This is a genomic window from Herbiconiux ginsengi (genome assembly GCF_900107435.1).
GTDB classification, from domain to species: Bacteria; Actinomycetota; Actinomycetes; order Actinomycetales; family Microbacteriaceae; genus Herbiconiux; species Herbiconiux ginsengi.
Window position 1 is genome coordinate 110,702 of record NZ_FNPZ01000003.1, and the last position, 15,959, is coordinate 126,660.

General features: G+C 68.8%; 18 protein-coding genes. 7 read left to right on the plus strand and 11 right to left on the minus strand.

What is annotated here, in order from left to right:
- Positions 1 to 3 precede the first annotated feature (3 nt).
- Entirely contained in the window at positions 4 to 960 is a 957-nt protein-coding gene (locus tag BLW00_RS13285; protein WP_245741580.1) for a DUF1214 domain-containing protein, read from the minus strand.
- Positions 961 to 1,114: 154 nt separating this feature from the next.
- Here BLW00_RS13285 and BLW00_RS24070 point away from each other — a divergent pair, with 154 nt between their 5' ends.
- Positions 1,115 to 2,617 carry a helix-turn-helix domain-containing protein gene (locus BLW00_RS24070; protein WP_092554950.1) on the plus strand — a complete coding sequence of 501 codons (1,503 nt, stop codon included), beginning with the start codon at positions 1,115 to 1,117 and terminating at the stop codon, positions 2,615 to 2,617.
- Positions 2,618 to 2,644: 27 nt separating this feature from the next.
- Here the strand turns inward: BLW00_RS24070 and BLW00_RS13295 are convergent, their stop codons facing one another.
- Together BLW00_RS13295 and BLW00_RS13300 are read right to left on the minus strand one after the other, a co-directional pair.
- The gene (locus BLW00_RS13295; protein WP_092554952.1) at positions 2,645 to 3,346 is read right to left on the minus strand and encodes a response regulator; all 702 of its coding nucleotides are present in this window, start codon (positions 3,344 to 3,346) and stop codon (positions 2,645 to 2,647) included.
- Entirely contained in the window at positions 3,343 to 5,079 is a 1,737-nt protein-coding gene (locus tag BLW00_RS13300; RefSeq protein WP_092554954.1) for an ATP-binding protein, read from the minus strand. The genes BLW00_RS13295 and BLW00_RS13300 overlap by 4 nt, the downstream gene beginning before the upstream one ends.
- A 183-nt stretch (positions 5,080 to 5,262) precedes the next feature.
- Here BLW00_RS13300 and BLW00_RS13305 point away from each other — a divergent pair, with 183 nt between their 5' ends.
- Positions 5,263 to 6,729, plus strand: a complete 1,467-nt coding sequence (locus BLW00_RS13305; protein ID WP_092554956.1) for a cation:dicarboxylate symporter family transporter — start codon at positions 5,263 to 5,265, stop codon at positions 6,727 to 6,729.
- Between the two features lie 22 nt (positions 6,730 to 6,751).
- Here BLW00_RS13305 and BLW00_RS13310 read toward each other — a convergent pair whose 3' ends face one another.
- The gene (locus BLW00_RS13310; protein WP_245741581.1) at positions 6,752 to 7,369 is read right to left on the minus strand and encodes an N-acyl homoserine lactonase family protein; all 618 of its coding nucleotides are present in this window, start codon (positions 7,367 to 7,369) and stop codon (positions 6,752 to 6,754) included.
- 41 nt (positions 7,370 to 7,410) lie between these two features.
- Between BLW00_RS13310 and BLW00_RS13315 the strand changes: the two genes are divergently transcribed.
- A complete protein-coding gene (locus BLW00_RS13315; RefSeq protein ID WP_092554958.1) occupies positions 7,411 to 7,992 on the plus strand; it encodes a dihydrofolate reductase family protein in 582 nt (193 codons plus the stop codon).
- 33 nt (positions 7,993 to 8,025) lie between these two features.
- Here BLW00_RS13315 and BLW00_RS13320 read toward each other — a convergent pair whose 3' ends face one another.
- Positions 8,026 to 8,370: a MerR family transcriptional regulator gene (locus tag BLW00_RS13320; RefSeq protein ID WP_092554960.1), complete on the minus strand. Its 345-nt coding sequence runs from the start codon at positions 8,368 to 8,370 to the stop codon at positions 8,026 to 8,028.
- 86 nt (positions 8,371 to 8,456) lie between these two features.
- Here BLW00_RS13320 and BLW00_RS13325 point away from each other — a divergent pair, with 86 nt between their 5' ends.
- Positions 8,457 to 9,338, plus strand: a complete 882-nt coding sequence (locus tag BLW00_RS13325; RefSeq protein WP_175494268.1) for an alpha/beta hydrolase family esterase — start codon at positions 8,457 to 8,459, stop codon at positions 9,336 to 9,338.
- A 161-nt stretch (positions 9,339 to 9,499) separates the two neighbouring features.
- Here BLW00_RS13325 and BLW00_RS13330 read toward each other — a convergent pair whose 3' ends face one another.
- Positions 9,500 to 9,883, minus strand: a complete 384-nt coding sequence (locus tag BLW00_RS13330; protein ID WP_092554962.1) for a hypothetical protein — start codon at positions 9,881 to 9,883, stop codon at positions 9,500 to 9,502.
- A complete protein-coding gene (locus tag BLW00_RS13335; protein WP_092554964.1) occupies positions 9,870 to 10,517 on the minus strand; it encodes a nucleotidyltransferase domain-containing protein in 648 nt (215 codons plus the stop codon). The genes BLW00_RS13330 and BLW00_RS13335 overlap by 14 nt, the downstream gene beginning before the upstream one ends.
- A gap of 210 nt (positions 10,518 to 10,727) precedes the next feature.
- Here BLW00_RS13335 and BLW00_RS13340 point away from each other — a divergent pair, with 210 nt between their 5' ends.
- Positions 10,728 to 11,219, plus strand: coding sequence for a hypothetical protein (locus BLW00_RS13340; protein ID WP_092554966.1), 492 nt, complete (start codon positions 10,728 to 10,730; stop codon positions 11,217 to 11,219).
- Between the two features lie 133 nt (positions 11,220 to 11,352).
- Here the strand turns inward: BLW00_RS13340 and BLW00_RS13345 are convergent, their stop codons facing one another.
- Positions 11,353 to 11,901 (minus strand): TetR/AcrR family transcriptional regulator, encoded by a 549-nt coding sequence (locus BLW00_RS13345; protein WP_092554968.1) that lies wholly within the window; start codon positions 11,899 to 11,901, stop codon positions 11,353 to 11,355.
- 84 nt (positions 11,902 to 11,985) lie between these two features.
- Here BLW00_RS13345 and BLW00_RS13350 point away from each other — a divergent pair, with 84 nt between their 5' ends.
- Positions 11,986 to 12,909 (plus strand): ketopantoate reductase family protein, encoded by a 924-nt coding sequence (locus tag BLW00_RS13350; RefSeq protein ID WP_092554970.1) that lies wholly within the window; start codon positions 11,986 to 11,988, stop codon positions 12,907 to 12,909.
- A gap of 34 nt (positions 12,910 to 12,943) precedes the next feature.
- Here BLW00_RS13350 and BLW00_RS13355 read toward each other — a convergent pair whose 3' ends face one another.
- Positions 12,944 to 13,672: a helix-turn-helix transcriptional regulator gene (locus BLW00_RS13355; RefSeq protein ID WP_217634380.1), complete on the minus strand. Its 729-nt coding sequence runs from the start codon at positions 13,670 to 13,672 to the stop codon at positions 12,944 to 12,946.
- On the minus strand, positions 13,672 to 14,586 hold the full coding sequence (locus BLW00_RS13360) for an AraC family transcriptional regulator (protein ID WP_139256716.1): 915 nt from the start codon (positions 14,584 to 14,586) through the stop codon (positions 13,672 to 13,674). The genes BLW00_RS13355 and BLW00_RS13360 overlap by 1 nt, the downstream gene beginning before the upstream one ends.
- Before the next feature lie 265 nt (positions 14,587 to 14,851).
- Between BLW00_RS13360 and BLW00_RS13365 the strand changes: the two genes are divergently transcribed.
- Entirely contained in the window at positions 14,852 to 15,568 is a 717-nt protein-coding gene (locus BLW00_RS13365) for an alpha/beta fold hydrolase (protein WP_092554976.1), read from the plus strand.
- A gap of 119 nt (positions 15,569 to 15,687) precedes the next feature.
- On the opposite strand, the gene BLW00_RS13370 is transcribed toward BLW00_RS13365, so the two are convergent.
- The gene (locus BLW00_RS13370) at positions 15,688 to 15,915 is read right to left on the minus strand and encodes an RNA-binding S4 domain-containing protein (RefSeq protein ID WP_092556087.1); all 228 of its coding nucleotides are present in this window, start codon (positions 15,913 to 15,915) and stop codon (positions 15,688 to 15,690) included.
- Positions 15,916 to 15,959: the final 44 nt, after the last annotated feature.

A 15,959-nucleotide genomic window follows, 5' to 3' on the forward strand; every position in this document is an offset into this window, starting at 1 on the left:
CCTTCAGAAGCCCTTCACGAGCTGCGGGCGAGGGGCGACCCAGGTTCCGTCGAGCACGGATGCGTGGGGTCGATAGAGCCGGAGCGTGTAGTTCCAGCCGGGCATGATGGGCAGTGCGTTCGGGACGCCGACCGGATGCTCGCCGAAGCGCACCGTGACGCTGCCGTCGGCATCCGGCACAGCGGTGAGGCTGTTGATGCTGTTCACGCCGAGTGCGTTGGGCTCGAAGTATCCGGCCGCGTTGTAGAGCGACACCGACCAGAATGCGTCGACCGGCATCTCGTGCAGGCGGAGCCCGTAGTCGGCGACGGGCAGCCCCTCGTCGACGCTGATGTAGGTGGCCTCGTACTCAGGCAGGCCGCCCCACCCGCCGGCGGCACCGAGCAGGTGCATCACCGGGTCGACCTCCGTGCGGGTGCCGAACGCGTGGTCGTAAGCCGCCACCCCGCGGCCGAGGGTGAGGAGTGCGTTCCGGGTCTCGGTGTGCGACGGCTCGTCGTACCGGGGCAGCGGGAAGTCCCCGGTTCCGCCGCCGTCGAGGAGAAGGCCGTCTTGCAGGCGGTTCACCTCGGCGACGTCGCCGGGGTCGTTCGGGTCGACGAGGATGCGCACCAGCACCGCCGCGTAGTCGGTTCCGACGAGGTCGCGGCTGAGGACGTGCTCGCCCGGATCACGCAGGATGGCCGACGTGAAGTGATCCTGGCTCACGACGTGCGCCGAGACGTACCGCGCGCCCGCGTCGGGCAGGGTGAGGGAGACGCCTTCGCGCACGTCGACGATCGCGTTGCTGTACAGGGTGTCGCGGTTCTGGCGGATGACGGGCTGATCCTCCAGCGGGGTCAGCCCCCGCGAGTGGTTCCAGGCGCCGAGTCCGGCCCCCGCGGCGAGCCGGGAGAACATCAGGTCGGATTCGGCTCGGGCGAAGTTGACGACGGTCACCGTCGTGTTCGTGGTGGTCACAGGCTTCTTCCTTCCGTCCGGCAGGTCGCCGCCAGTCTCGCCGGGATCGGCCCCTGAGGATGACCCGTCTCATCCTCAGGGGATGAGGGCGGTGGGAGGTGGCCGGGGCGCCCGCGCGGCATCCGTCGCTCGGCGGCGCCGCTATCGTAGGGGCATGATCGAGGCGGTGCGTCAGGAGATCGCCGAGAGCGATCCCGACCGGGTTCGGGACATCCTGCGGAGGAACTGGCTCCGTCTGCTTCTCGAGTCCCACACCCGTGCACTCGAGCAGCTGTGCCTCGACCATCCCGATCCGGGCGATCCGCACATCCTCCTCATCCGAGCCTGCTGCCGTGACCTCCTCGGCGATTCTGTCGGGGCGACGTTCCTCCGCGGTCAAGGATCGCGCGTGGCCGAGGACGACTTCGTCGCCTGCTTCACGGAGCTGCTCCTGGCCCCGGACACCTCATCCAAGGCTGCCATCGCCGACCGTGCGCGCCAGGCGCTGACCCGGTGCGGACCCGACGACGACTACCCCTCCGCGCTGTTCCTGCTCGGCTGGACCGAAGTCCGGCTCCGTCGCGACCTCGCCGGCGCGATCGGCCTGCTCCGCTCGGCCGCCGAAGAAGCACGACTGCGAGGTCATTCGGAGACGTTCCGCCTCGCCCGATCCAATCTCGCCTTCGCGCTCACCCATGCGGGCATGTTCACCGAGGCCGAGGGCATCCTCGACGATCTCCCGGCGGCGCCGTCGGCGTCGGACTGGGACCGGTTCGAAGGGGGCCTCCCGCAAGCCAACCGCGGATGCATCGACTACTGGCGAGGGGACTTCGACGGCGCCATCGTGCAACTCGACTCCATCGTCGTCGAGGGGAGCCCCGGTTCGAACTTCGAGGCCCTCGCCCGCCTCTACCTCGTGATGAGCATCGTGGCCGAGAAACGAGACGATCGCTACTACGCCGCCGCCGACCTGCTGCAGGGTGTGACCACCGCGGACAAGCACGGCATCCCGTGGGACACCTTGCGGCGAGTGGTCTCGGCATGGCTCGCCCACGCCGAGGGCGACGACGAGCGAGCGCTGAGCGTCGCCGCGCCGGCACTCGCCCGCGCCGGCGCCCCGGTGGCGCACGCCCTCCTCGCCGAGCTCTACCGCACGCTGGGGGAGCCCGCGCTCGCCGCGCGCGCCTTCCGCCTCGCCTCCGCGACACCGATGCCCCGCTACGCGCGGGTCACCGCCCTGGTCACCTCGGCGGCACTTCACGCTTCGGCCGGGCAGGGATCCCAGGCGCACGACGACCTCGACCGAGCACTCGAATCCGCCGCGCCCGAGCGCATCCTCGCGCCCTTCCTCGCCGATGACCCCGTCATCGACGACCTCCTCGGCGCGCACGCCCAGCGAGGCACCCGCCACCACCAGTTCCTCCTCACCATCCTCGAACGACGAGGTCGGCTGACCGAACTCCGGGCCGGTGTGCTCACCCGGCGGGAGCACGAGGTGCTCGCCTGCCTGCGCACCACCATGACGGCCGCCGAGATCTCCACGCACTTGGGAATCGCCTATCCGACCGTGAAGTCGCACCTCCGCTCGCTCTACCGCAAGCTCGGCGTCACGACCCGGCGAGACGCCGTGCGCGCCGATCTGCGCCGCGTGGCTGCACTCCGGCCTTCTCGCGACTGAGATATCCGTCCGGCGAGAGACAGTCGATCAGCGCCGCCAGCGGTACTCGAACTCGGGGCGGCCTGGCTGCCCGTAGCGCGGCGCGCGCTCGACGGTTCCCGAGGCGGCGAGGTTCTCGAGGTAGCGACGAGCGGTCACCCGGGAGATCCGGAGCTCGCTCGCGACCTCGCTGGCCGAGAGCGCGGAATCCGTGGCCCGCAGCGCGGCGATGATGCTCGCCCGTGTGTCGGGGGCGAGGCCCTTGTCGAGCACCGGCGTCGATTCGGTGCGCAGGCTCGCGAACGACTGGTCGACGTCGTCTTGCGTGGTCACCCCTTCCACCTCGCCGAGCCCGGAGCGGAAGGCCCGATACCCGTTGAGCTTCTCGGCGAAAACAGGGAAGGCGAACGGTTTGATCAGGTATTGCACGATTCCGAGCGACACCGCCGCGCGCACCACCGCGATGTCGCGCACCGCGGTCACCGCGATCACGTCCACGTCGACGCCCACCGACCTGAGGTGCCGGCAGAGCTCGATTCCGTGCACGTCGGGCAGGTTCATGTCGAGCAGCACGAGGTCGATCCGGCCAGCGCCCGAGGCGGCGGCGGATGCCTGCAGCAGCCGCACCGCCTGCGCCCCGTTCTCCGCGATCCCGGCCACCTCGAAACCCTCGAGGCGCGCGAGGTAGGCGGCGTGGGCCTCTGCGGTGATCGGCTCGTCGTCGACCACCAGCACCCGGAGCGGGCTCATCGTTCCTCCCCGGCCGGCGGGATCGGGACGACGACGGTGAAGGTGGCCCCGCGTTCGCCGTGCGCGTCCGGCGACGGCGCGTTCGACACGGTGACCGTGCCACCGAGCCGCCGCACCGATTGCCCGACGAGCGCCAGCCCGATGCCCCGGCCGGAGTCGCCCGGTTCCTTGGTGCTGTAGCCGCGCCGGAACACCTGCTCGGGGTCGGCCACACCGGGCCCGGTGTCCGAGACGGCGATCACCAGAGACCCGGCCTCTCGCCGCACCGAGACCGTGACCCGCGGATGCTCGGCCGACGCCCCGCGATCCGCCTCGCCCGGGTCGCCCCGCCGATCCATCGCGTCTTCTCCCGCCGCACCAGCGGCGCCGGGCACGGCCCCCACCGGCGACGGCTCGGCCACCGCATCGAGTGCGTTGTCGATCAGGTTGCCGATCACGGTCACGAGCTCGTCGGCCGCGACCCCCGTCGATCCGAGCTCGGGCGCGATGTCGAGCACGAGAGCGATGCCGCGCTCGCCCGCCTGCGCCGACTTGCCGAGGAGCAGCGCGGTCAGCACCGGCTCGTCGACCGCGGCCGTCACCACCTGGTCGACCAGGTGCTGACCCAGGTTCAGCTGGTGCGCCGCGAACTCCAGCGCCTCGTCGGATCGCCCCAGCTCGATCAACGCCACGATGGTGTGCAGCCGGTTCGAGAACTCGTGGGTCTGCGACCGCAGCGCGTCGGAGAGGGTGCGCATCGACCGAAGCTCCCCGCTGAGCTGCTGCAGCTCGGTGTGGTCGCGGAGGGTCGTGACGGTGCCGAGCCGCCGCGCCGGTCCGCTCGACACTGCGGAGACGGCGACCGACTGGTTCACCACGAGCACCCGGTCGTCGGTGAGATACACCTCGTCGACGGCCACGGCGCCGCTGCCGAGCAGCGCCCGCAGCGGCTCGGCGATCGGCACGGCGTCGAGAGCGAGCGGATGCGCATCCGAAGGCTGTGAAGGCAGGCCCAGCAACTCGGCCGCTTGGTCGTTGTAGAGCACGAGCCGGCCCTTGGTGTCGACGAGCACGAGCCCCTCGCGCACCGAGTGCAGCACGCCCTCGTAGTAGGCGAACATGCGGCTCATCGCCTCGGGCCCCCGCCCCCAGGTGACCCGGCGCAGATACCGGCTCAGCAGCCAGGATGCGAGCGCGCCCACCAGGAGGGTGGCGAGAGCCGCCCCGATCACGAGCGGCAGCCGCTGCAGCAGCACAGCCGAGAGGTTGCTCACGGTGACGCCGGCCGAGACCAGACCGATCACCGTGCCCTGCGCATCCGTCACCGGCACGACCGATCGCACCGAGGGGCCGAGCGTTCCGGTGTAGGTCTCGGTGAAGCTCCGCCCGGCGAGGGCGGGGGCGATGGTGCCCTGGAAGGGCTTGCCGATCTGCGTGGGGTCGGGATGCGTGTAGCGGGTTCGATCGGGATTCATGATGGTGATGAAGTCGATCGAGGTGTCGGCCATCAGCGTCAGCGCGTAGGGCTGGAGGGCGGCGCTCGGGTCGGGGGAGGCGAGGGCATCGACCACGAAGGGGTTGTCGGCGATGGAGGTGGCGACCGCCATGGTCTTCTGTGCGGCATCCGTGTCGACGTCGGCTTGCGCGTCGGACCAGAGCCAGGCCACGGCCACCGCGGTGAGCAGGGCGATGAACGACACCTGGAGCGCGAAGAGCCGAGCCGAGATGCTCAGACCGGCGATCCACGCCTTCATCGCTGTCTCCTTCGGCGTCGCTGCCTGTGTTCGATCTGTTCACGATAGCCCGCGGGCACGGCCGTCCGGTCTGAACAATATGAACACAAGCCCGAGCGGATGCCGCACCACGCCCATGCTGATCTCCTCATCACCATCGAGCCGTCGACGCAGACGCGGCGGCCTTGACCGTTAGGAAGACCCATGGCAACGACGCACACGGTTCAGCCCACGAAGAGACGCCGGCTCGACCGCTCCCACTACCTCTACATCGCCGTGATCGTGGCCGTGGCAGGCGGCATCGCGGTAGGGCTGATCTTCCCCGAGTTCGCCAAGGGCCTGAAGCCGCTCGGCGACGGGTTCGTGGCGCTCATCAAGATGATGATCGCGCCGATCATCTTCTGCACCATCGCCCTCGGCGTGGGCTCGGTGGCGAAGGCCGCCACCGTGGGCAAGGTGGGCGGGCTCGCGCTCGGCTACTTCGTGATCATGTCGACCTTCGCGCTCGGCATCGGCCTCGTGGTGGGCAACCTGATCCATCCGGGCGACGGCCTCAACATCGCTTCGACCACCTACGACACCTCTGCGCTGGCTCCGGCGAGCACCACGGAGTTCGTCATGGGAATCATCCCCACCTCCTTCTTCTCGTCGCTGACGTCGGGCAGCATCCTGCAGGCCCTGTTCGTGGCGCTGCTCGTGGGCTTCGCCCTGCAGCGGATGGGCGCCAAGGGCGAGCCCATTCTCGGGGCCATCCGGCAGCTCCAGGTGCTGGTGTTCCGTATCCTCGCCATGATCATGTGGGTCGCGCCGCTCGGCGCCTTCGGGGCGATCGCCGCCGTCGTGGGCACCACCGGAGTGGCCGCGCTGGTGGCGCTCGGGGCGCTCATGGTGGCGTTCTACATCACCTGCATCGTGTTCGTGGTGGTCGTGCTCGGCGGACTGCTCAAGCTGGTCACGGGCATCAACATCTTCCGGGTCATGAAGTACCTGGCCCGGGAGTACCTGCTCATCGTCTCCACGTCGTCGAGCGAGGTCGCGCTGCCCCGGTTGATCGCCAAGATGGAGCACCTCGGCATCTCCAAGCCGGTCGTCGGCATCACGGTTCCCACCGGCTACTCGTTCAATCTCGACGGCACGGCGATCTACCTCACGATGTCGTCGATCTTCATCGCGAACGCCCTCGGAACCCCGCTGAGCCTGCCGGAGCAGCTCTCGTTGCTGCTGTTCATGATGATCGCGTCGAAGGGCGCCGCCGGAGTCACGGGCGCCGGCCTCGCCACCCTCGCCGGAGGGCTGCAGGCCCACCGCCCCGACCTCGTGAACGGCGTCGGACTCATCGTGGGCATCGACCGCTTCATGTCGGAGGCGCGGGCACTCACGAACTTCACCGGCAACGCGGTCGCCACCATCCTCATCGGGAAGTGGACGAAGCAGATCGACACCACCCAGGTGGGGCAGGTGCTCGACGGCACACTGCCCTTCGACGAGCAGACCATGAGCGCCGACGACCACCTCAGCGCCGACGAGAAGAGCCACCACGCCCGCGACCTCGCGGCGCTCGAGGAGGAGGCGGCCGAGGCCTCGCGCGGTGGAGACCCCGAGCGCGTCTCCACCGGCGCCATCGCGAGCATCGTGCACGGGCCGGATGCGCGGGTGCCCTCGCGCAAGTAGCGGCCGGGCGACCGGGCGGAAGCTAGGAACCGGCGGGCCAGGGCTCGTCCGCGTGAGCGAGCCACACCTGGTGTGGATCGAGCGAGCGGATGAGTCGCTGGCCCTCCGTGGTCGGTTCGTCGAGCTCGCCGAACCACACGGCAGAGTCGCCGGCGATCACGACGGGGCCGGCATCCGTCTCGACGACGACGATCTGCGAGCCGGGCGTGTGGCCGGGCGCGGGCAGCAGCCGAACGCCGGGAAGCAGCTCGAACTCGCCATCGACTTCGATGTATGTCATGCCTGGCGCATCCACCCATTCGCGGATCGTGTATTCGTCCAGCGTTCGCGCATCCTCGAGTTCCCGGCGTTGCACGTACACCGGCGTTCCGGCGAACAGGTGGTTGCCACCGCAGTGGTCGAAGTGCAGATGCGTGTTGACGACCGCGGTGATGCCGTCGAGATCGATGCCCTTCTCGGTCAGCGGCTCCAGCTGAGGATCCATGTCGGCGACCGCGGGATGGAGCTCGGTCATTCCGGTGTCGACGAGCACCCGGCCGGCCGGATGATCGATCAGATGCACGAAGACCGGCATCCGCTCGTCTCCGGCGAGGAGGGTGGCGACGCGCACCGGCGTCACCGTGATCGGCGTCGTCATCATGTGGACACTGTACACTTTTGATCGACCAGGAGGAGGGTCTCATGGGCAAGGTGGTCATGTACGGGTCGGTTTCGGTGGACGGCTTCATCGCGGATGAGGACGACGAACCCGGGCCGCTCTTCGACTGGTTGACGAGCGGTGATGTCGCGTTGGACGAGAGCGGCGTGCTGGCGGTGTCGCAGGCCTCGTATGACTACATCCGGCCGTATTGGAACGAGATCGGGGCGACGATCGTCGGCCGCCACGTCTTCGATCTGACGGATGGGTGGGGTGGGGTGCCGCCGAGCGGCGTCGATCACGTGGTCGTGGTGACGCACCGGCCTGAGCCTGACGGTTGGGGCGCGGAGGCTCCGTTTCACTTCGTCGACAGCGTCGAGGCGGCCGTGGCCAGGGCCCAGGAGCTCGTGGGCGACCGCACGGTCGAGGTCGCGGCCGGTGACGTCGGTGGGCAAGTGCTCGCCGCGGGTCTGATCGATGAGGTTCGGATGGATGTCGTGCCCGTCGTGTTCGGCTCCGGCAAGCGCTACTTCGGTGCGGTCGAAGCGCAGCACCTTCTCGAAGATCCCGATGTCGTCATCCACGGCGACCGCGTGCTCCACGTGCGCTATCGAGTGCGTCGCTGACCGTCTCGGCGGAACGAAGCCGAGCTCGACCTCTTAGCGGCCGCGCTCCTCCAAGAAGGCGTTCACCCGACCGTGCGTGTAGGCGAGGCGCTCGATGCGCTCGGCCAACTCCGACCGCACCTGCACGAGTTGGTCTGCCAGGGCGTCGTGAGCGGCGGCGGGCGCATCGCCGGTGCAGGTCAGCACCGACTGCACCACCTCGCGCGGAAAGTCCATGCCGAAGAGCATGTGGACGATCTCGGCGCGCGCCACCGTCGAGTCGTCGTATTCGCGATAGCCGTTGGACTCGCGGCGAGCAGAGATGAGGCCGTGCTGCTCGTAGTAGCGCAGCGACCGGGCGCTGACGCCGCTCCGACGGCTGACTTCGCCGATCCTCATGATGCGGTTGACCTTGACATGATGTCAGAGTATAGCGTCACGGGTGTGCTCGGGCGAAGTCCGTTCGCGCGCACGAAGGATGTGTGATGAAGTCAACTGTCTCTGTCGCGGGTCGCACCCGCTCGTTCACGGCGGTCGGCGAGATCGACGGTCCCGGTGATCGTGCGATCGTGCTGGTCTTCCACGGCTCGAAGCAAGACGGCGAGGTGCATCGCCGCTTCACGGGTAATGCTCTCGATCGGCTCGCCCGCGAAGGCCGGGCCGTGGTCGTCTACCTGGACGGATATCGAGGCAACTGGAACGACGCCCGGGCAACGAGCTCCTTCCCCGCCCGGTTGGAGGACGTGGATGACGTCGCCTTCGCTCGCGCCGTCGTCGCTTCGGTCAGTCGATCCCACCGTGTCGAGGCCCGCGCTGTCGTCGGCGTCGGCTACTCCAACGGTGGTCAGATGGTCTTCCGCCTGATCCACGAGGCGCCGGACCTCCTCACGGGTGCGGTCGTCGTGGCCGCGACGATGCCCGATCGCGCCGGGTTCCTCGGCGGATTCTCGGATTCCGCGGCCGATCGGCCCGTCCCGGTCGTGCTCGTGAGCGGCACGGCCGACCGGATCGTCCCCTTCCGCGGAGGCCGCATGGCGTGGTGGGCGCGGGCGATGTTCAAGGTCGGGGGAGCCGCGCTCTCCGCGCCGGCCACGGCGGCGTACTTCGCTCGCCGCAACGGCATCACCGCGGCACCCGCGGTCGAGATGCTCCCCGAGCGACCCGCGGGACGGAAGGGCGCGCGGATGGAGGAGACGGCGTACCGCGAGCCGGGCCACCCACCCGTCACTCTGTATTCGGTGCTCGGTGGTGGCCACACCGTGCCCGGAGCGAAACCGGCCCCCGCGGTGCTCGGCCGAACCGGCGCAGACCGCGGCATCGACGAGCTGGTGCTCGAGGTGATGGAAGCGCTCGGTCGATCGGCGTGAACGCCGAGCTGGGCGCCTTCGCCTTCTTCCTGTCGGTCGTCGACGACGCGTGACCCGGGCTGCTGAATTCGCTCGGGCGTTCCTGTGTGCGTCACCCGGTCGGAGCCGATCGCGAGCGCGTAGAAGAGCATCACGAGCCGTTCGATGATTGATCGGCTCGTTCACGCGGCGCGCGCCGCAGCAGCGAGCTTGTGCATGGCGCGCACCGATCGCGACACATTGCTCGACGACATCGAGTCGTGGCCGTACGCAGCGCGGGTCTTGAGTGAAAGGAGCGTCGACAGGTGCCCCGCCGATCGCGCGTCAGCCCGGCGCAGGTGTTCGATGGCTTCGTGGTGGTTGCCGCTCTGCCAGTAATAGCCCAGGCGGCGCAGGCAGATCACGTCGGATGCGGCGATTCCCGCGTGCACGGCGAGGGTCACGACGGCGTCGCGCAGTTCGTCGTCGTCGGCGAGAGCGAGGATGATCTCTGCGGCTTCGATGAACTGGAGCATCTTCGTGGCGCGCCCCTCGAGCACGCCGGGGTCGCGATCAACGCGCGGCATGCTCGGACTTCGCCCGGGCGCCACGGCGCAACCGGCTTCGGAAGCCCTCGGGGTCACCGGCCACTGTGACGCCGTCTCTCGCGATGTCGGCGAGCACGCGTTGGCCGGCCATGGTGCCCGACACTTCTTCTTCGCCGTAGATCAGCGGGCGCACCTCGTTGCCCGTGAGACGCGATACCTGCCAGGCGAGTGATTCAGCGTCGACATCGAACCGGTCGACGTCGGCTCGCTTTGGTCGCTCGAGGAAGATGTCGATGTCGCTGTCGTCGCGCATCGTTCCGGTTGCGGCCGAGCCGAACACGGCTGCATACACTGGCGGATCTGCGAACGTCTCCGTGATCAGCGTCGTGATGCGCTCCCACAGCGTGCTCTTCGCGCCGACGATCTCGCGGATGGCGGGGGCGAGGATGTGCTCGGCATTGAACGAATAGAGCGTGAGCTTGCCGGCCGGGCTGGGGAGGACTGTTCCCTGAGCGGTCAACCGGAGCACGCAGCTGCGCACGCCCGCGTAGGAGTTCTCGGTCGACCGCGCGATCTCGGCGATGCTCATGGGTGCGTGGGAGCGCACCAGAGAGTTGAGCACGGCGCCGTCGAGTGATCTCGTGATCGCCAGGAATGGGGATTGGAGTTGCATGGCAACCTCACACTATTTCATTAGTTGTACTGATTTTCCAACATATCTGGTGAAATAACAACACATTTCATGAACCCGTTGGCACCACCGACGACACGTTCGAGGTCTGGCAGAGTCTCTTCCGGGCACGCTCCGCCCCGATCGGCGCTGTTTCGCTATTCTCTGTGCCAGAGCCGCGAACACCGGCGGCGACGACCCGGGGGAGAATCCGTGAGCGGCACCAGTGAGAGCGACCTCATCGAGGAGGCCCGGGCGGCGCTCGGGGAGTCGGAGGAGATCAGGGTCGCCGGGATCTTCGGGCTGGCGAATCTGGTGGTAGCCCAGGCCGTCGGTCTGGCGGCGGGGTCTGCGGCATCCGGTGTCGACGTCGCCGTCGGTGCGGACGTCGGCGGCGGACTCGGCGCCTTCGTGGCCACCAAGGCGGCGGCCGAGGCGCAGGGCGTGACCGTGCAGCTGATCGTCGCCGTCAACGACGACACCATCCACGTGCTCAATCGCGACACCGGCGGCCGGCTCCGCGCGGAGGTGGCCTCGTTCCCGCGCGCCACGACCGAGGTGAGGGTCGAGAAGTTCGGCCTCAGTCGCCAGCTGACCCTCACCGAGCCCGCCACCGGCGACTCGATCCAACTGCACGGATCGGTGTCGTGGATCGTGGCCCAGTCCACGGGTGACAGACTCGTGCTCGACCTCCTCGGCGACTGAGCGGCCGGGTACACCGTCACGTTGTATCCGGTCGGCACCGACGTCTGGAACGATGACGCGTCGCAGATGCAAGGAACATGGCCGCTGCGGATGTCGAGCGACAACGATCTCGTCGCTGTGCCGACGATGCCGTTCAGGCGGCCCTGAGTCCCGCGATCAGGAGCTCCACGGCGGCTCGAGACTCCGCTGCCCAGTTCGGCCGGTCGGTCGCTGATCCGACGCCATGCAGCACGATCAGCACCGCCCCTACGGCGACGTCGTCGCGAATGGCGCCGTCGGCGGCTGCCCGAACCAGGAGGTCGGCGAGCGTGCGCTCGAGCTCGCTCCCGCCCTCGGCCTGCACCGCCGGGTCCACGACGGCCGCGAGCGTGCGGGCGAGGCCGGTGTGTGCCACCACATACTCCACGAAGCCGCGCAGAAAGGCGTCGAGGTTCTCGCCGGCCGACCGCGTCGAGTCGCGGGCCTGATCGCAGAGCGCGGCCACCTCTCCTTCATACACCGCAGCCGCCAGCGCTTCCCGCGTCGGGAAATGCCGGTAGAGCGTGCCCACGCCCACGCCGGCGAGCGCCGCGAAGTCATCGAACCGCAACTGCTCGTCGTGATCGAACGCCGTGCGCGCGGCGGCCACGATCGCCTCGCGGTTGCGGCGGGCGTCGGCTCGCAGCGCTCGGGGCTCGGCCATCGTGCAACCTCTCATTGACAAGTGGAGATTGTCTCCATATTCTCCTAAGTGGAGACAAGCTCCATCTTATGCGAAGGGCCCATCATGCGGATTCTGATGTTCGGTCGTGGAGTGATCGCGACGGTCTACGGGCGTGTGTTTCAGGCCGCCGGGCACGACGTCGAGTTCTACGTGCGCCCCGGTCGCGCCGCGGAGTACGGCGACGAGGTGCAGATGGACTGGATCGACGGGCGCCGAAGGCCCTTCGGCCGGCAGGTGCGCGAGTCGTTCCGTACGACGTTGCGTGAATCCCTCGCCCCGGACGACGGGTTCGACCTGATCGTGCTGAGCGTCGGGCATCATCGGCTCGTGGAGGCGGCTGCGTTCCTGGCTCCCCGAATCGGCGAGGCCACGGTGCTGGTGCTGGGCAACCTCTGGGATGAGCCGCTCGCCGCGGTCGCGCCTCTTCCGGCCGAACGACTCGTGTTCGGCTTCCCGCAGGCGGGCGGCGGATTCGATGACGACGGCGTGCTGCAGGGCGCCATGCTCGCATCCGTCATCATCGGCATGACGGGCGCGTCGCCGAATCGGCGAGAGCAGGACGTTCTCACCGTCTTCCGGCAGGCCGGTCTCACGGTTCGCCAGGAACGGGACATGCGAGGGTGGCTGTGGCTGCACTTCATCGCCGACGCCGGCATGTTCGCCCAGGCGGAGCGGAGCGGATCGCTGGCGGCCATGATCGGAGACCGGCGAGCCTTGCGCGAGGCGTTCCTGACGACCCGCGAGCTGTTGCCCGTTGTCGAGGCTCGGGGCGTCGATCTTCGTCAGCACCGCAGTGCCATGCTGCCGTACCGGTTTCCCCGCTCGGTCGCAACGGTGTTCGGATGGGCGACCGTGCTGATCCCCATCGCTCGAAGGAGCCTCGCAGCGCACACCGATCCGCACGCTCCCGAACCGCGCGCCGTGCTCGAGGACACGCGGCGGGCAGCTCTTCGTCTCGGCATCCCCACTCCGCGCCTCGAGCACTGAACGTCGCTGCGGCGCCTTGGCGTGGCGCGCCGATTCACTCGCCCGAGCGCCTCAGCCGAACCCCGTAGCGGCGCTCGTATGCTCGGCTGAAGTGCGTGGAGCTGTGGAAACCCCACTGGGTGCCGAGGGCGACGACGTCGGATCGGGAGAGCCGCTCGGCCAGAGCGACCTCCAGGTGTGCGCGTTCAAGGCGCAGCGCCCAGATGTACGCGGTGGGGGCCGCGCCCGAGTCGCGGAACGCGGCCTGGAGCGTGCGACGTGACACCCCCAGTCGGTCGGCGATCGTGGCGCTGGTGAGGAGGGGGTCGTCGAGCCCGGCGTTCACGAGTTGCATCGCGCGGACGACCAGGTGCTGATGCGGGGTGACCCGCACGGTGCCCGCCTCGACGCGCTCACTCCCCACCGCTGAGATCAGGTTCCGCACCGTCACCAAGATCTGCCGCCGCAGCAGGCCCTCCGGCGCGCCTGCTTCCTGCGGCATGCTCAGCAGGAGAGCGGCGATCGCGGCGCCGAGCCCTGTCGAGCCGTCGATCGGGTGCTGCTCGATCACGGCTCGCTCGGCCCGGGTCAGCCAGAGGAGCTCGACCTCGGTGATGAGTCTTTCCGAATTGTTCGTGTCACCCGTCGTGGGAGACGTCGGGCGCATCGGCGTCAGGCGGATGGTCGTACCGATGACGCCGATCCAGACATCCGGATGCTTGCGCTGCGAGCCGTCTTCGTGGCCCGTCACTCGCACGGTCGCCGGCACGGGCGCGCGGTGCATCACGGCCGCGGGCCCTCCCCGGTGCCGCCGAGTCGCCGGCGCCGCCATTGGGCCGGCGTGAGGTTCTCGGTGGTCTTGAAGGTACGGATGAAATGGGTGACGTCGAGATATCCGATGCTCTCAGCGATCTGACGAACCGGCGCCGTGGTGCCTTCCAGCTGCTGTCGGGCACGCTCGAGCCGCAAGCGCCGGATCAGCTGTCCCAGCGTCTCCCGCTCGTCTTCGAAGGCGGCATGGAGCGTCCGCACCGATACATGCAGCCGGTTCGCGATCACCGTCGCAGACAGGCCGGGATCGCTGAGGTGCACGCGCGCGACATCGCGGGCAGCCTCGGCGAGACCGGCACGCCCGGAGTCGAGCGTGCCGCCTCCCGCGTGTTCGCGCGTCACCATCCGCACCGCGTCGACGATGGCTCGCGAGAGGGCGTCTCGGCTGTTCTCACCCAGCTGCTGGCCGTGGGCGCCGGCCGCGCGAAGGAGCCTTGAGAGCACGGCGCCGGCGGGGGAGCGATGAGTGGAGCCGCGCTCGGAGAGTGTCTTCAGCACGCCGTTCGACACACCCGTCGATGCGGTCGGCATCTGCACGATGGTGGTGCGGAACTCCTGCGGGTAGACGAACTCGAACGGTCGGCTCACGTCGTAGACCACCACGCCACCCGCGGCCACGGAGGTCTGACGACCACCCTGATCGAGGATCAGTTCGCCGGAGTGCACCAGTTGCACCTGAATGCTCTCCGGGGAACGGGCGGGCACCTCGCCGAGGATCGCCGTCACCTTCTGCGGCACGGAGGCGATGCGCGCCATCGCGAGTCCGCCGAACTCGTGCCGCGACATCCGTCGGTAGGCGGGCGCATCGACGAGGGTCTTCGCGCTCATCTGCACGAGCACGCACGCGGAGTTCGAGGGTAGCTGCACGGTTCACGCTCCTGTTCACGTCCGAACGCAGGTGAATCGATGATTCCACACTCATCGGCGGAGCCTGTCGCTGCTGTCATCCGCTCCGTCGGGAATCGGCTTTTTCTGCGCCGATCACGCCGGCACGCGCACATCGCGATGCGTGCTCGCCAGCGTGAGGCACAGTGAATCCGCGCCGCCCGGATACGGGGCGACCACGTCGTGAACTTCTCTGTCCGAGCAGCTCTCGCGCGCACATAGCGTGCCAACCCGAAAGAAGATCATCATGTCCGCAAAGCCCACCATCGTTCTGATCCACGGGGCCTTCGCCGATGCCGCCAGCTGGGCGCCTGTCACCCTCGAGCTGCTGAATCAGGGCTACACCGTGCTGGTTCCACCGGTGTTCAACCGCAGCCTGATCGGCGACTCGGCCTACATCAAATCGTTCGTCGAGCAGATCGACGGGCCGGTCGTTCTCGCGGGTCACTCGTACGGCGGAGCGGTCATCACCGTCGCCGGCGTCGCCGAGAACGTCATCGGACTCGTCTACGTCTCCGGCTATGCGCTCGACGAGGGCGAGAGCCTCGGCCAGCTGCAGGGCGGCTTCCCCGACTCGCCGCTCGCCGCGAACCTGGTCTACTCGCCCTACCCCATCGAGGGCGCCGACCCCGGAACGGATGTCTCGGTGAAGATCGAGGCCTTCCCCGAGGTCTTCGCCGCCGGCGTACCCACCGACACCGCTCGCGTGCTGGCCGTGGGTCAGCGTCCGCTCGCCGCCGTGGCGTTCTCCGAGACCGCGCCCGTCGCGGCCTGGAAGACCAAGCCCAGCTGGGGGATCGTCTCGAGCGCCGACCACACCATCAACCCGGATGTCGAGCGCTTCGGCTACAAGCGCGCCGGCGCCCGTAAGGTGATCGAACTCGACGCGCCGCACCTGGTGATGCAGACCAATCCGGTCGACGTGGCGACGTTCATCATCGCCGCCGTCGACGAACTCGGCTGAACCGGCCGTCGGCGACCACGTTCACGTCCGAGGCCGACGAGCCGCGTGTCGCAGGCCAAGGTCGTCGTAGGGGGAGCTTCGGCCGCTTCGCCGGCCTCCCTGTGGGGATCGGCAGCACCTCATGGGCAGACGCGGGCGCTGCGCCCGTCGAATCCGACGATGTCGCCGAGCTGGAGCTGTCGTCCGCGACGTCGATCGACCTCGCCGTTCACGCTCACGAGGCCGTCGACGATGGCCTCTTTCCCCGTTCCACCGCTGTCGAGAAGCCCGGCGAACTTCACGAACTGCCCGAGGCGGATGCTCTCACCGCCGATCGAGACGTCGTCGATCGCATCCGGGTTCGTCATGCCCGAATGGTAGCCGACATCCGAAGCCGTCATCCGGCGTCCGT